The following is a 14,835-nucleotide window of genomic DNA, read 5'->3' on the forward strand; positions in this document are numbered from 1 at the left end:
TACCCCCTTGGCAACGGAACGCGACCCCTTCCGCGAATACGCCATTGAAACGCTAGCCGTGCACGCTGGCCAAGCGCCAGATCCTGCTACCGGTGCACGCGCTGTCCCGATCTACCAGACGACCTCGTTCGTCTTCACCGATGCTGACCATGCTTCACAGCTCTTCAACCTCGACGAGCCCGGGCACATCTACACCCGCATTAGCAACCCGACCGTCGAAGTCTTCGAAAAGCGCATCGCCTACCTCGAGGGCGGTGTTGCGGCCGTGGCAACCGCCAGCGGCCAAGCTGCCACAACTCTCGCCGTGCTCAACATCACTCGTGCCGGTGACGAGGTCGTCGCGAGCACAAGCCTCTACGGCGGCACCGTCAACCTCTTCGCGAACACCTTGGCCGATTTCGGCATCACCGTCCGCTTCGTTGACGCCGCTGATCCCGAGAACGTCCGCCGGGCCATTACCGACCGCACCCGTTGCGTCTACGCCGAAACGATCGGCAACCCGAGGCTGGACGTACTCGACATCGAAGCGGTGGCGCGCATTGCTCACGAGCATGGCATTCCGCTGATCGTCGATAACACCTTCGCCACACCCTATCTCTGCCGGCCAATTGAGTGGGGTGCAGACATTGTGATTCACTCCACAACGAAGTGGATTGGCGGTCACGGTGTTGCGATCGGTGGCATTGTCGTCGACGCTGGCCGCTTCGACTGGGGGAACGGCAAGTTCCCCCGCCTCGTTGACCCTGATCCTGGCTACCATGGCATTTCCTACTGGAAAGACTTCGGCAGCCTCGCCTTCGTTACCAAGCTACGCTCACACATGATGCGTGACATCGGCGCCTGCATGAGCCCCTTTAATGCCTTCCTGCTGCTCCTCGGTGTCGAGACACTGCATGTGCGGATGGACCGGCACTGTGAGAATGCTCTTGAGTTGGCCCGCTGGCTCCAGGCGCATCCGGCTGTTGCCTGGGTAGCGTACCCTGGCCTGCCTGATCACCCCTCGCACGCACTGGCCAAGAAGTACCTGCGGCCCGAGCATTACGGGGCTGTCGTCGTCTTCGGCGTCAAGGGAGGCATGGAGGCCGGCATCCGCGTTATCGACAACGTTGCGCTCTGGTCGCACCTGGCTAACGTGGGCGATGCCAAGTCGCTTATCATCCACCCGGCCAGCACGACCCACCGCCAGCTTACAGCTGAGCAGCGTGTGGCCGCCGGCGTGGGCGACGACCTCATCCGCTTGGCCGTTGGCATTGAGCACATCGATGACCTCAAGGCCGATCTCGACCGCGCTCTGCGGATCGCCACCGGTCTTTCCGCAGCGGAGACTGCCCCAGTTGCTCATCACAGCAGCCCAGCGCGGCAGCCGACGCCATCGCCGGAGCTGCAGCCAGCAACTGCAGTGGGCAACGGTCGTACCATCGCGCTCAACGACGAGCACGTCATCCGCACGGTCTGCGCCAACACGTTCGTGGCCGACGAACGTGGCGTGCGTCCGCAGGTGCTGGCCATTGTCGGCCTCTCGGACGACCCCACCCGACCGAGTGCGCGTGTCGCCCGCAAGTTACAGCGGCTGGGTTACCGCATCATCCCGGTCAATCCGAACATCCAGCAGACCCTGGGTGAACGGGCCTACCCCCGGGTGACGGCCATTCCCGAACCCGTGGATGTGGTCGTCGTCTTCCGTGCGAGCGAGCACGCGCCGGAAGTTGCACGCGACGCTGTGGCACATGGAGCGCGCGTGCTATGGTTGCAGGAGGGAGTCGTGAGCCCAGAGGCAGCGCGAATCGCAGCCGAGGCAGGACTTGCGGTAGTCATGAACCGCTGTATTTACAAAGAGGCGCAGCGCTGGCGCGGTCACCTGCGTACCTTCCGGCCTGATGCGCCTGTCACGGAGGCGACGCCGGCAGCATCAGCACCTGCGACCGAGTAGCGTCACCCTGCCCACTCATGCCTGCATCCAGCGGGAGGTACAGCGCAGAGTGTAGCGCGTGGGGAACATGCCGACGAAGGCGTACGACGCAGCCTGGGGGCGCATAGCGGTATGCGCCCCCAGCACAGCGTAGGCACTACTCAGATGCGCGTCCACCCTGGCCTTCCTGCTGGGTGTGGACGACCGTAAAGGCTATTGGACGCGGTACACCCCAAGCCGTTTGAGAGATTCCTAATCTGCACAAAGCATAAAAACAGAGAAGGCCATAGGATGAAGAGGGAGTCGTGGCGACTCCCTCTTCGTTCTTCCGAAGAGGGCAATGCAGGGAGCTATGGACGAGCAAGAATGACGTCGAGCACGGCTGATTGGCCGGACAGTGCCCGCTCGATCCCACGTCGCAGCGCTGGCAACAGCATAGCTGGATCCTCGACGCGCTCGCCGTAGGCGCCAGCAGCCTCGGCAAGTTTGGCAAAGTCGGGAGGCGGCGTGAGTGTGATACCCGGATACTGGCCAGTTTGCACCGCGAAGCCAGTGGGGTAGGCTGCTCGCAGCGGCTGGAGCGTCGCGTTGTAACAGGCGTTGTTGCAGATGACAACGAGCACCGGTGCACCAACCTGGCTCGCTGTCCAGAGCATTGCCTCAGGCGCGCCGAAGAGGAACGAGCCGTCACCGACAAGCGCCATAACCGGGCGATCAGGCAGCGCGAGCTTCACACCGAGAGCCGCGCCTAGTCCCCAGCCCAGGCCTGAGCCACCACTCTGGAACCAGCTGCCCGGTCGCTCAACCTGCATCTGGCAGTAGAGCGGCACCTGGCTCGTGACAGCCTCGTCGACGACAATCAGGTCGGGATGCTCCTGGCGCAGCTGCTCAAGGCACGTACCAAGCCAGCTGACGCCAATTGGCTGCATGTTCGCCTGCGCCCGAGCATCCTTCTCCCACTGGGCACGCAAGGCCGCGTGCTGAGCTGCACATGCTGCGCGCCGCTTCGCGAGCCGTTCGTGGTCAGCCGGACGCAAACGCTCGGCTACCATCTCAGCCAGCAGCGGCAGCGCCTGGGCCGTATCACAGGGCACCACGAGATCGACCGGGAAGCTCCAGAGCGGGATTGTGACGTTGACAGGATCAAGGCCAAGCGCAACGACGCGGGCGTCGGGGTGGGGGTGACGGCGCGTCGGAATGTACGGCACGTCGTGGTCGAGCACAAGCACGAGATCGGCTTCCTCCAGACCGGTTTCCAGCCCGTAGTTGTAGCCAAGGTGAAGCGGATGCGTCGACGGGAAGTTCGCCCGGCTGCGCCACTCGATGACCGGGAGAGCGAGCAGATCAGCCAGCTGTAACAGGCCGTTCCAGCCCGCCGACGTCCGCCCAACCGCTGACGTCAGCACAAGCGGTCGCTCAGCCTGGACGAGCCAGTCGGCAATGCGCTCCAGCGCAGCCGGGTCGCCTGCCCCGAGACGAGCTGGGGCAAAACGGTTGGGCTGCGGCTGCTGGCCGACATCTGGCGCCATCAGCACCTCACGGGGGAGCGTCAGGTAGACCGGTCCAGGAGGGTCAGAGCAGGCAACTTGGAAGGCACGGGCAATCGCTTCGCCAAGCTGGTCAGGACGACGGACCTCGTACTCCCATTTAACATAATTGCGGACAATACCGTGCTGATCTCGCTGCTCCTGAAGCCAGTGGATGTATGTATCACGGGTACCGCGAATGGTTGGGTCAGTTGTGTAAGGAGCACGGCCGGCGCTGATGAAGACGGCGGCGCGTCCGCGCTGAGCATTATGGAGCATCGCGCCGAGATTCTGCGTGCCGACGTCAACGTGGACGAGCACAGCCTGGGGGCGGCCGCTCGCTGCATAGAAGCCGTGAGCTGCGGCTAAGGCTACGACTTCGAATGGGCAGAGGACGACGGTCGGCGCGGGTAGGCCGAGTGCCTGGCGTCGGGCGATCGCTTCTTGGACAGGGAAAGTGTCAGTGCCGGGATTAAGGAAGAGGTGGCTGACGCCCTGGGCAAGGAGCGCAGCGACATAGGCATCGGCGGCATCAACAGGCTCGGCAGGCGGCGTGGCTGTCACGTGGGCAGTAGCTGGCTCGACCATCGACGATGCTCCTTTCGCGTGCACGCATGATACGCGAGTGATGACAATGCTCCTAGTGGCTAGGCTAGGGACCTTGCACAGGTTGGTCAAGCCTGCTGGTTGGCATAGCTGAACAGACGCAGCAGCCAATGACGCCGTACGGCCGTGATACAGGCAGTGTGGAAGGCCAGCCTAGCCAATGGTGATAGGGTGACTGGCCGAAACGCCGTCGCAGGTCACGGTAACTGTGCCGGTCCCTGGGCGGGTGCTTGTACCGATCTTCCATGACCAACTCACTCGGCCATCAGCACCAGCGTCACGCGGAACGAGTCCCTGAGCCTGGCTGGCTGTGCCCGCCGGTGTTCGATACTGGATCGTACAGTGCGCACCCGGCCGAGTCTGGACAACAACCGAGGCTGTACTGCCTGGCGGACCGCCAGTAACACTCACGAAGACGACGCCGCTTGCTGCAGCCGTTGTGGCGGGCGAAGCTGACGAGGCCATCGGCGTTGGGGTCGCTGCTGGCGCGCCGAAGGCCGGGCATGCGCCCCACAGCCCACGCCGCTGGGCTTGGGCCTGTACCTGTGCCTGGCGAAACCATTCAGCGTACTTGACATCAGGCGGGATGGTGAGCACTTGGGCATAGCCTTGTGCGACGAGTTCATAATTCAGCATCCGTCGCCCATCTGGCTGGTCAAGCCAGACGTAGCGCAAGAGCCGGCCGTACTGATCAGTCTCGCTGACATCACGTTCAAGCAACACGCGGTTGTCAGCCCGAGCAATCATGTCCTGAGTGAATCGCGCAGCCTCAGCAGCGTAGCACTGCACCGGCTTCCGAGGATCACGTAGTTCCGGTGCATCCATACCGATCAACCGGATGCTGACGATACGACCGTTGAGGCTCACTTTGATGGTGTCGCCATCAACCACCTCGGTGACGGGATACGGGCCGTCAAGCACCGGGCCGCTCGACGTTGACGCCGGTGTGGCCATCACCGAGGGCTGAGCAGATTGGGTAGGCTGCGTTGCAAGCCAAGCGGTCGGAGTTGCCGCCAATGTCGCAGCTGAGCGCGGTGGTGACGTGGGGCTCGTCGTCGCTGCCGGCTGCACATTAGGCGTCTTCGTCGGGGCAGTACAGGCCATTAACAGTACGAGCAGAACAACGATCCAAAGCCATCGCCGTTGCATCAGTGGGCTCCTTGGCGATGCACCGCTACTCCCAGCGGACAATCAGCTCGGCAAGCGGACGACGTGGCCGGCGTTGGGGATCAGCAGCAGCATAGCCAAGCGTCACGAGCGCATGGGGGATAAGCTCCTCCGGCAAGCCGAGCACCTGTCTGACGGTTGCTGGGCAAAAGAGTGGCGCACACATCCATCCGGTGTCAAGACCAAGGCGATAGGACATCAGGAGGGCATTTTGCACCGCCGCTCCGAGGCTCTGGATCGCCATAATCTCTTCAGCAGCCTGCCGCTCGGAATCGGGGTAACGATCGAGGTCGCCAAGGAAGAGGCAGAAGAGCAGCAACACCGGTGCCTCGCGCAGCCGACGCTGCGAGCCGGCGACACGCTGGGCGATCCGCTCGGGGGCCTCGCCATCGAGGGCGAGCTGCCTGACCCAGGTGTCAGCCATGGCTTGGGCGAGCTGCTCCTTGCGTGCCGGCTCGGTAATCACGACGAATCGCCACGGCTGCGTGCCGTGAGGCGAAGGAGCCCAGGCTGCAGCTTCCAGCACCGCCTCGACGACCTCAGGTGGTATCGGGTCGCTCCGCATTCGGCGCACGGAGCGCCGCCCACGGATTAGCTCCGGTAGGTCGAGCGCCCGTTCACCTGGCAGGTGCAGTGCCCGCGCGCGTTCCATCGGCAGATTCATGAGGCGGCAGCGCGCGGCTCAGCTTCAGCTGGCTGCGGCGCCGGGATGCCGGTCAACGCCGTGATCGCCAGCCAGAGGATGACGAAGCCGACAAGCTGCGTGCCGTTAATGCGTGCCCCGAGGAAGATCCAGTTCACGATAACAGCTGCAGCTGGGTAGGCCAGCTCGGCGAGCGTAGCGTAGGACGCGCGGGTACGACTCAACCCAGCATAGTAGATGAGCATGCCAGCCAGGCCAGGCACAAGCGCGAGGAAGAAGAGACGTAGTGGTTCATGTCCCAAGCCAGTGCGAACCGCTGGTACAAACGCGCCGTCGAATACAGCGAGTACTGCGAGGAATGGCAACGCTGAGAGGAAGCGCCCAGCCGTCAGCGTCGGGAAGTCCAGATCAGCGATCGTTAGCAAGTAGCGGCCAAAGACAGTCGCTGCGCCCCACAGTGTTGCCGCACCGATCGCCAGCGCTGCTGTCAGCAGGCGATCGCGCGGTAACTGCCAGAACGGCTCGAGGGTGCCAAAGGAGACAAGGTAAGCACCAACAAGCGCGACAGCGAAGCAGGGCCAGTACAGCCGGGGCAATCGTTCACGGAGGAGCAACCCGGCTAATGCCACAGCGATCAACGGCTGCAGCTTCTGCAGCAGGATAACCGTCGTTGGGTTGCCGATCTTGAACGCCTCGGTGAAGAGCACGGTGGCAAGTCCTGAGCCACCCCAGCCGATGGCCAGCAGTGCCAGCCAGCCGCGTCCACTCAACTGGGCGAAGATGCGGCGCGCCATCCAGACAACCGGCAACGCATAGAGGGCAAGGAAAAGGTGCTCACAGAGCACGATCGCGGTTGCTGGCAGTTCGTTGGTCAGTGGCTTGCGGATCGGCGCATCCACTGCCCAGAGCGAGGCGCCGAGCGCCACCAGCACCACGCCCCAGCGCGTCACCCGATCCTTGTCCGTCATTGCCGTCCCTCCCATCCTGTCGGTCACCGGGGCCATTTAGCCGCGTTAGTGTGCAACGTTCCGCGCTATCGCCCTATTCCCAGTGGTCAGCGCTCGTCACTCGTCCCAAGCAACAGCCGTTGTTGGCAGTAGCCCCAGCTGTGCCGCATCATCCGGTGTATCGCAGTCAGCAGCCGTACCCCACGCCCAATATTCTCGAATGCATAACCCAGCCTGAGCAGCCACACGCCGATGCCTCCAGCGACTCCCTGGTCCGAACTGGGGATCGAGCGGTTTTGCTGCTGGCCACGCGAGCAGGTTCGTGCCTTGCCCGTGGCGATCTGGGGCCAGTACTGCTGTCGCGGCATCAGCTAAGGCAAGCAGGGCTGTGACGTTGGCAACGGTCAAGTGCGGTAGGTCGCCGAGCACGACCAGCAGTGTCCCCCATCCCTCAGCCTGGGCCAGCGCCTGTCCTTGCTGTACTGCCTCATTCAATCCACCAGCCGCCTGCCATAATCCACGCGTCCCGTATTGTTCTGCTAGCGCAAGAACCGTTTGGTCAGGCGTGACGACAACGACTGTGCCGACGCCCGGCGTGGCCTGCAATACCGTCACAACGTGCGCAAGCAACATCTGGACAAGCGCTTGCCGGGCAGCCGGATCGAATGCCGGAGCAAGCCGGCTCTTGGCTCGGTTCAGGTGCTGCACCGGCACAATGGCCAGAGCAGGCATTGTCAACCCTGCTCCACACGCTTACCCAGCCGTTCGGCAAACGCCAGTGTCTCAGCCGCCAGCCGTTGCCGATCGGCCTCGGAGCGCATCACTGTATCAGTCACATACACCGCTATGCCAAGCTCCTCGATTACTGGTGCGAGCGCTGCATCCTGGTTGTCGATGACAATACCATCGAGGAAATCGGCGTAGAGTCGGGCAACGCCCCGAGGTGAGACCTCATGACCGAGGGTCGCCAGCATGCGATCTGCCGGGCCCTTGAGCGCCTGGCCCGCGACGATCGGGCTTACTGCGACGATTGGGACATGGAGTGCTCGCAAGCGTTCGCGTAGGCCCGGCACGGCCACGATCGGCCCGATACTTACGATGGGGTTCGACGGGCAGAGCACAACCACCGCGGCAGCATCGAGTGCGGCCAGCACCTCAGGCGTCGGTCGGGCCCGTTCAATGCCGCCGAAGCGTACACCTACCACAGTGTCCTTCTGGCGGCGGCGTACGAAGTAGTCCTGAAACGGCAGGGAACCAGTAGGCGTCTCGACGATCGTCGGGACAGCCTCATCGCACATTGGCAGAATACGGGCGCGCACTCCGAGCGCAGCGGCAAGCTCAGCCGTCACATCGGTCAGCCGAGCGCCTGCGCGGAGGCGTTCCGTGCGGAGGATGTGGGTTGCGAGGTCACGGTCGCCCAGCCAGAACCAGGTTTCCCGGCCATATCGGCCAATCATCCGCAGTGTGTGGTCGGTGTCGCCCAGGATCCCCCAGCCGGTCTGCGGATTGGCGATCCCGGCTAGAGTGTAGAGCACGGTATCGAGGTCAGGAGAGATATGCAGGCCGTAAAGCGTAAAGTCGTCGCCGGTATTGACAATGACACACAAGCGTTCCTCAAGCCCATTCAACGCCAGACCATGAGAGAGCTTTGCGCCACCAACGCCGCCAGCCAGTGCGACGACAAGCCCGCTGCCAGTTGCCGCCACTGTCTCCATGTTCTCCCTTTCTGCTGCCCGCTCGCCCTCGTCATAACATCTTCAGGATCGAGTCATCCCGCCGCATCATCAGGCGATGCTACTCCGCCGCCCGTTGCTGCGGCAACCGCTTCCACCGCGAGTGTCGTTCAGCAGTCTGCCTGCCAGTAGCAACGACGTGGAAGCTCGGTGAACACAGAGCAGTGCAGGAGGGGTTGACAGAAGGGGGAAGATTTCCGACAATAGTCCTACACCGTTCCCAGACCAGTCAAAGGAGATCCCCATGGGTGATGCCAACCATGTCGTTGAGACGATTCTTGCTCACCTCTGCGCCAAGGGGGTCTATGGCGACGTCACTGAGTGGTGTGAGACGCGCGCAGACTGCGTCTTCGTCGTCACCTGCCCCGATTGCGGCCAAGCCTTCACGCTGACCGAAGACGAACTCGCTCTCCTGCTCCAACGTAGCCGGGAACGTCAGGCATGTGGCGTGGCCCTGGCTGAAGACTGGAGCAACATCGTCCGCCGTATCGGCTACGGCCCAGCCTAATCACCAGTGCATCAGGCTTCGCGTCGCGGCGGTGCAGCTGCTACTCGCGCCAGGAGGAGCGTTGCTAGCTGCCGAGCCAGCGCAGTCGCGGTGTCAGCAGGCATCACCGCTTGGACTGGAGTCGAGAGCCGCAGCACCTGCTCCTCCGGAAGACGGGCAACATACGCGGGAGCCCAGGCATTAGCACAGACGATGGCCGAGAAAGCCGCTGGATCGAGTGCTCCTGGTGTATTCGACACTGGCCCAGCGATAAGGCGCGCTCGCCACACGGCCGCCTCTGGTGAGTCGACAATGTCCAGGAGGTAGGTTTGCAAATGCGGCCGGGTGAGGGCACCGACCCAGCCAGCAAGCGTCGCATCAACGCCCAGCTCAACGACCGCGATGTCGGCCGTGGCAAGCGTTCGTCCCAGCCACTCAACCAAGTCCGCGCCAAACCGACGCTCGTACGTGTGGTAGCGCAGCTGTGGGTGATCGTGCGCGAAAGCAGTCAGCGCGCGGGCGCCCTGCTGGCGCAGCAATGCCACGACCGCCGGATTTCCCCGTTCCTCGAGGAACAGCACCTCCTGCCCAGCGGCGACAAGTGCCTCACCGAACGCCCGCAGCACAGAGCAAGCAGGGTTTCCAACGTCCGACAGCACTGACCGCACAAAGAACACCCAGCGCCAGCGAGGCAGTGGCCCCCAATGAAGGCCATCTCCACGGTAGCCGTTGCCATGTTCAGGAACCATCGCCGCCTCCTGTTGCGATCAACACCTGCACATCGCTAGCGCCCTGCCACTCCAGCGTATAGCGCCGGTCAGTGCGGCTGACCCGTAGATCGAGCGTCCGCCCAGCAAAACGCATACCGCGCACCTCTACTTCATGCAGCCAGTCAGGAAATGCCGGACGCAGCACCAGCCGGCGCTCAGCTGCGCGTGGCTCAACACCGAGCATCACTCGCAGGAGGAAAGGCATAGTCCCAGCAGCCCAAGCCTGCGGACTGCAGCTGACCGGGTAAGAGACCGGGAGAGCACAGGGAGTCTCGTCGCGGCCAAAACCGCAGAACAGCTCTGGCAGGCGATAGGAGGGGAATTGCTCGGCGGCACTCAAGAGGTCGGTAATAACGGTACAGGCCTCTTGATCAAAGCCGTAGCGTCGCAGTCCAGCAATCGCCAGTGCGTTGTCATGGGGCCAGACGCTGCCATTGTGGTAGCTCATGGGGTTGTAGTGCGGCATGGTACGGCTGAGTGTACGGATACCCCAGCCGGAATAGAGATCTGAAGCAAGCAGCCGGCGTGCTACCAGGGCCGCTCGTTCCGGACTAACAATGCCGCTGAAAAGGCAATGCCCGGGATTGGAGCTGATTGCATTGACCAGCCGCCCTTTGCCGTCAATTGCCTGGCCATAGAACTGGTCTGCCTCGCTCCAAAAGCGCTGCTCAAAGCGCTGACGCAGCTGTTCAGCTTCAGCTCGTAAGCGGGCAGCCAGCGCGTGATGGGCAGCGTTACCATAGCGCTGGAGCACGGCGGCCAGCCCACGCTTCGCCTGGTAGACATAACCCTGAACCTCGACCGGGGCGATCGGGATCGCAACTTCGGTCACACCGTCGGGAAACTGCAGCGAGTTCGCGCTGTCCTTCCAGTTCTGGTGGACAAGTCCCCGAGGCGACTGCTTCCCATAGTCGACGAAGCCATCATGATCGCGGTCGCCATAGCGAGTAATCCAGCCGAGCGCAGCCTCGATCGCTGGCCAGAACTCTTCGAACAGCGAGGGCGAGCCCACCCAGTCCATCAGTTCACAGAAGAGGACGATGAAGAGCGGCGTCGCATCGACCGTGCCGTAGTACGGCGTGTGCGGCGTCTCGCCCAAGCGGGTCATCTCGCCGAAGCGCAGTTCGTGGAGGATTTTGCCGGGCTCCTCTTCTGTCCAGGCGTTGACCTGCTTCCCTTGATAGCGGGCCAGAAAGCGGAGCACATCAGCTGCCAACTCAGGGGTGAAAAGCAGCAGTTGCAGGGCGACGATCAGGCTATCGCGACCAAAGGGAGCCACGAACCAGGGGATGCCGGCGGCGACGAGCGGCCCACCGGGGAAGGGCGTCATCAACGCCTCAATGTCGCGGAGACTTCGGTCAAGCACGCGGTTGAATAGCTCATGGTCGGTTTGCACCTGGGCAAAGGGCAGCGTCGCCTTTGTCGGTGCCTCGGCCGTCGCCGCTACGTCCGGAATGCGCCGTCGTTGCTGGTGCTGCAGCAGTTGCCGTGGTGTAATCCGCACACCCAGTTCCGCAGTGCCTCGCGCGGGCAACGCCAGCCGAAACGTTGTGAAGACACGCGGCGGTCGTAGCGCACCCGGCGCCCGCACGAGAACATCATGGCCAGGCAAGAGCAGCCGCGGCGGCACAGCCAGGCGCACTTCAGCGCTGCCGGGCTCGACGGTAGTAATGTCAGGTGGCTGACTAAACGCGATTTCCGTTTCCAGGACAAGGCCATCAGGTGCGCGGTAACTCAAGTGCACCATCGAGCCGTCCTGCTGCGGCAACTGCTGCAGTCCACGGGGACGCTCACGGGGCCAGCCACGAACCTCAAAGATATCCAAGAAGTCAGCGGCGAAGACCAGCGTGAGTTCGAGCGTAACCGGAAACGCGTTAAAGTTCTGAACGAGAAACGTGTCGCGTAACGCTTGACCAATCGAGCGGCAACGCTGGAGCGTGATCGTGTGCGGGGCGACATCGTGGCCGTCCTCGGTACGGAAGACCGGGTTACTGAAGACGAAGATGCCGTCGGTCACAAGATCAGCCGAGGAATCAAGCAATTCCGGCTCAGCGCCGTTGAGCAGCAACCAGTACTCACTGAGAAAGCGGGTATCACGGAAGTACATGCCAGCGCCGGGCAGTGAGCGACGCACATCACCGCGCTGGTCACTCAGAATGAAGATCTCACCGTGCTTGAGCGTCCGGCTCTCGCGGGCCAATCCCATGCGTTGTCCTGCTCCATCATATGCGTGCCGCGCCCGTTGCCGCGACTGGAACGGCACGACCGTCCTGCGCCTAGCGCAAGTGTACGAGCACTGGTGGGCAATGGCCACTCAGCATGGTACTGCTGGCCAGCCGGTGCAGTCCGGTCAGTTCTGTCGCCCCTGATACGCGGCAACGCCCGGCCGCTCCAAGCTGCACTACACATGGTGCCAGATGCTAAGCCGACGTTACGACATAACCGAGGCACACGTTTGAGGACAGATGCGGTGTGCGCTCCCGGGGGACGTTCGCCGCATCGGCACGCCACCGACAGTCACCTGCCCATGCCCGAACAAGACGCAGAAGCATCGTGGGCCTAGGGCTACCTGGTTGGGAAGGGGATGCCGGTGAGCGTTGCGCAGAGGTCGAGAAGCGCATCCTGCAACGCAATATCCTCGGCCTGCGGGTGAACGCACGCTGGCTGGAGGCGATGAAAGAGGTATCCACTGACCTTCGCCCCCGGTGCATCACAGACCGCTAACCAGACCTGTGTCCTGATACCGTCTTTCGGATCATCTGGAGCATAGGGACCACCCATTTTCGTTGGCACCCACCCAGGGTCAACAGCATTGACGGCAACATCAGGCCACCGGCGGGCGACGGCCTTAGCCAGAAGCACGAGAGCGAGCTTCGAGTCGGCATAGCTGACAGCACCAGCGGCGAACGCAGCCGGGTCGAACCGCCCCTGGAGGTGCAGGCTTGAGCTTATGTAGATCAGCCGAGCGGGGCGATGCATCAGGCATGTGAGAACATAGGGCGCAAGGACATTCACTGCCAGCACTTCTGGCCCTGGGTCCCGGTAGACTGCAGCATTATGGATCACTGCCTCAAAAGGGCCAGTGGCGTTGGCTTCTTCAGCGAGTCGCTTCACTTCGTCGAGCTTGGCTAGATCAGCCACCAGCACCCGCTCAGCTTGGGGTACTTTGGCTGCTGTCTCGTGAGCACGTGCAGCGTTACGGGCATGGAGAACGACCTGGTGGCCGAACCGGATGAGTCGCTGGGCAGCCCATAAGCCGAGGCCGTCGGATGAACCCGTGATGAAGATCCGATACGGCATGGAACAAACCCTTCATGATCATTGCTGGAAAATGCAGTGCTGCTCTGCTCCTGCAGGCAAGCTCAGCCCAGCAGCGTGGCAGAGAACCGCCAGCCGGGTCACATTCCCGGCACTACCCATTCTGGCACCGATGCCTCAGCCAACGCCAGAGATGCAACCCAACAACGATGCATCCATCTTTTCCGTGGCTCCCATGCGCGTGGTAGCCTGCAGGTACACCCAGCCCTGGAGTATCCGGAACTGGTATCTCACATGCCTGAGATCCCCCCTGTGACGACTCTCGCCGTGTCCAGTCCCTGGTTGCCAATCTAACGTCTTCTGTGGTATCGTCACTTCCTGCTGAAAGGGAAGTTGGTTCTTCATCAGGAGAGGAGCAGTGGGATGGCTCGCCCCCAGATCCAGCGGCTGGCACGCTTCGTTACCCTCTGTTTCCTGCTAGGGAACCTTGCTCTCCTGCCGCCACCAGCAGCAGCCCAGCCAGCCCCAGGAAGCCCTCCAGCCAGCCTACAACCGAATCAGCCGGTGCCCCCAGGCTTCCAGGGGGTACTCGACCTGATCGGACTGGGAATGACACTCGCTCAAGCCTGCCACGCCGCCGGGTGTGGATGGCTGCAACCTGATCCAGGAAGGGCCCAGCTCATAACCGTGGGGCTCCCCGCACTGGTCTTCGATGTGCCAGTGGCTGCTCGCAGGGAGAACTCCTGGTTCTTCGGCGCACTTCTGAGCAGGTACAGCGTCGAGTCCTCCTCCTCGCCAGCCGACGAACTCTTTGTTGAGCCCTACCTGGAGGGAGTGATCAAAGACTATTTTGATTACGGCTACCCCAACAACTGGCCCTACCGAAGGGCGGATGACCCCTCCAAGCTCCTGGGGGCTCGCTATGTGCTGTACTTCGAGAAGGGGAGGTTAGAGATCACCACTGGCTCTGCCTCGCCTTTGTCACAAGATGCTGCAGTCTGGCGAACTCTCGACTATCCAGCCAAATTGGAGGAGCATAGCCTGGCCCGTTTTGCCTCTCGCTGGCACGAGGCACCCTGGGCCATCACCTCGGGATTGCTGGCCAAGGAACTCCTCACGGGACAGCTCCAGGTGGGGGACACCACCTTCATCCCGCGGGAACCTGCGGCTATCCCTGTTGCTGGAGATGCCGATGGCGGCGGGGTGACCTACGCTGCCCTAGGGAGGCTCATAGGGTATAAGCCGTCTTCCGCAGGCTCGACGGTAGTCCAGACCATCGATAGCCAGGGCAAGGTCGGGGTTGATCCCAGCCTGGGTCGTTACCTCGTGACCACGCTGGACATTGGAGCCCCCACCCAGCACACGGTTGCCAGTGTCTTCTGGAAGTTCTTCCAGTGGCAGCGCAGCCAGGCCGAGGTCATCGATGTCTGGCGACTTTCATATATACCACATTGGACAGGAGAGTTGGGGCTCGAATTCACGCTCAGTGATGATCACTCCTGGCCCTGGCTGTGGCTGGTCGGCTGGCCCTTGACTGAGCCCTCCTGGACGCGGGCCAAGGTCGCTGGAGTGGAGCGCTGGGTGCTGGTGCAGTGCTTTGAGCGCCGCTGCCTGACCTACACGCCGGAGAACCCGCTAGAGTGGCGGGTGGAGTTTGCCAACACAGGGCGGCACTATGTCGCCTGGCGCTATGGGGCAGCACGGGCTCAGGGGGAGTGGGTCTTCCCCTGGTGGCAGGTCTACCAGCCCGCAAACTAAGACGCTGGCAGGGCCAGAGGCTCTTCCTGCC

Annotated in this window: 12 protein-coding genes; 3 read left to right on the plus strand and 9 right to left on the minus strand. The window is 62.7% G+C overall.

The features are described from left to right. Positions 1–7: 7 nt before the first annotated feature. Entirely contained in the window at positions 8–1,930 is a 1,923-nt protein-coding gene (locus tag N675_RS02370; protein ID WP_051913888.1) for a PLP-dependent aspartate aminotransferase family protein, read from the plus strand. A 329-nt stretch (positions 1,931–2,259) separates the two neighbouring features. On the opposite strand, the gene N675_RS02375 is transcribed toward N675_RS02370, so the two are convergent. The 6 genes from N675_RS02375 to cofD form a co-directional block, all read right to left on the minus strand. Further along, positions 2,260–4,023: a thiamine pyrophosphate-requiring protein gene (locus tag N675_RS02375; protein ID WP_051913890.1), complete on the minus strand. Its 1,764-nt coding sequence runs from the start codon at positions 4,021–4,023 to the stop codon at positions 2,260–2,262. 171 nt (positions 4,024–4,194) lie between these two features. After that, entirely contained in the window at positions 4,195–5,190 is a 996-nt protein-coding gene (locus N675_RS13410; RefSeq protein WP_051913892.1) for a thermonuclease family protein, read from the minus strand. A 25-nt stretch (positions 5,191–5,215) separates the two neighbouring features. Further along, on the minus strand, positions 5,216–5,860 hold the full coding sequence (locus N675_RS02385) for a nitroreductase family protein (protein ID WP_051913893.1): 645 nt from the start codon (positions 5,858–5,860) through the stop codon (positions 5,216–5,218). Between the two features lie 8 nt (positions 5,861–5,868). Further along, the gene (locus N675_RS02390; RefSeq protein WP_051913895.1) at positions 5,869–6,819 is read right to left on the minus strand and encodes a DMT family transporter; all 951 of its coding nucleotides are present in this window, start codon (positions 6,817–6,819) and stop codon (positions 5,869–5,871) included. A gap of 96 nt (positions 6,820–6,915) precedes the next feature. Then, entirely contained in the window at positions 6,916–7,530 is a 615-nt protein-coding gene (gene cofC / locus N675_RS02395) for a 2-phospho-L-lactate guanylyltransferase (protein ID WP_051913897.1), read from the minus strand. Positions 7,531–7,532: 2 nt separating this feature from the next. After that, on the minus strand, positions 7,533–8,513 hold the full coding sequence (cofD, locus tag N675_RS02400; protein ID WP_038037680.1) for a 2-phospho-L-lactate transferase: 981 nt from the start codon (positions 8,511–8,513) through the stop codon (positions 7,533–7,535). 262 nt (positions 8,514–8,775) lie between these two features. Here cofD and N675_RS02405 point away from each other — a divergent pair, with 262 nt between their 5' ends. Next, the gene (locus N675_RS02405) at positions 8,776–9,039 is read left to right on the plus strand and encodes a hypothetical protein (protein ID WP_051913899.1); all 264 of its coding nucleotides are present in this window, start codon (positions 8,776–8,778) and stop codon (positions 9,037–9,039) included. Between the two features lie 11 nt (positions 9,040–9,050). On the opposite strand, the gene N675_RS02410 is transcribed toward N675_RS02405, so the two are convergent. The 3 genes from N675_RS02410 to N675_RS02420 all read right to left on the minus strand — a co-directional run bounded on the left by N675_RS02410 (position 9,051) and on the right by N675_RS02420 (position 13,088). Then, positions 9,051–9,767 (minus strand): hypothetical protein, encoded by a 717-nt coding sequence (locus N675_RS02410; RefSeq protein WP_038037681.1) that lies wholly within the window; start codon positions 9,765–9,767, stop codon positions 9,051–9,053. After that, positions 9,757–11,994 carry an amylo-alpha-1,6-glucosidase gene (locus N675_RS02415; RefSeq protein ID WP_038037683.1) on the minus strand — a complete coding sequence of 746 codons (2,238 nt, stop codon included), beginning with the start codon at positions 11,992–11,994 and terminating at the stop codon, positions 9,757–9,759. Before N675_RS02415 ends, N675_RS02410 begins: the two co-directional genes overlap by 11 nt. A 359-nt stretch (positions 11,995–12,353) precedes the next feature. Then, a complete protein-coding gene (locus N675_RS02420; protein ID WP_038037685.1) occupies positions 12,354–13,088 on the minus strand; it encodes an SDR family NAD(P)-dependent oxidoreductase in 735 nt (244 codons plus the stop codon). Positions 13,089–13,469: 381 nt separating this feature from the next. Between N675_RS02420 and N675_RS13415 the strand changes: the two genes are divergently transcribed. Beyond that, positions 13,470–14,804, plus strand: a complete 1,335-nt coding sequence (locus N675_RS13415) for a hypothetical protein (RefSeq protein ID WP_051913901.1) — start codon at positions 13,470–13,472, stop codon at positions 14,802–14,804. The last annotated feature ends 31 nt before the right edge of the window (positions 14,805–14,835 follow it).

The sequence above is a fragment of the Thermorudis peleae genome, assembly GCF_000744775.1.
Lineage (GTDB): Bacteria > Chloroflexota > Chloroflexia > Thermomicrobiales > Thermomicrobiaceae > Thermorudis > Thermorudis peleae.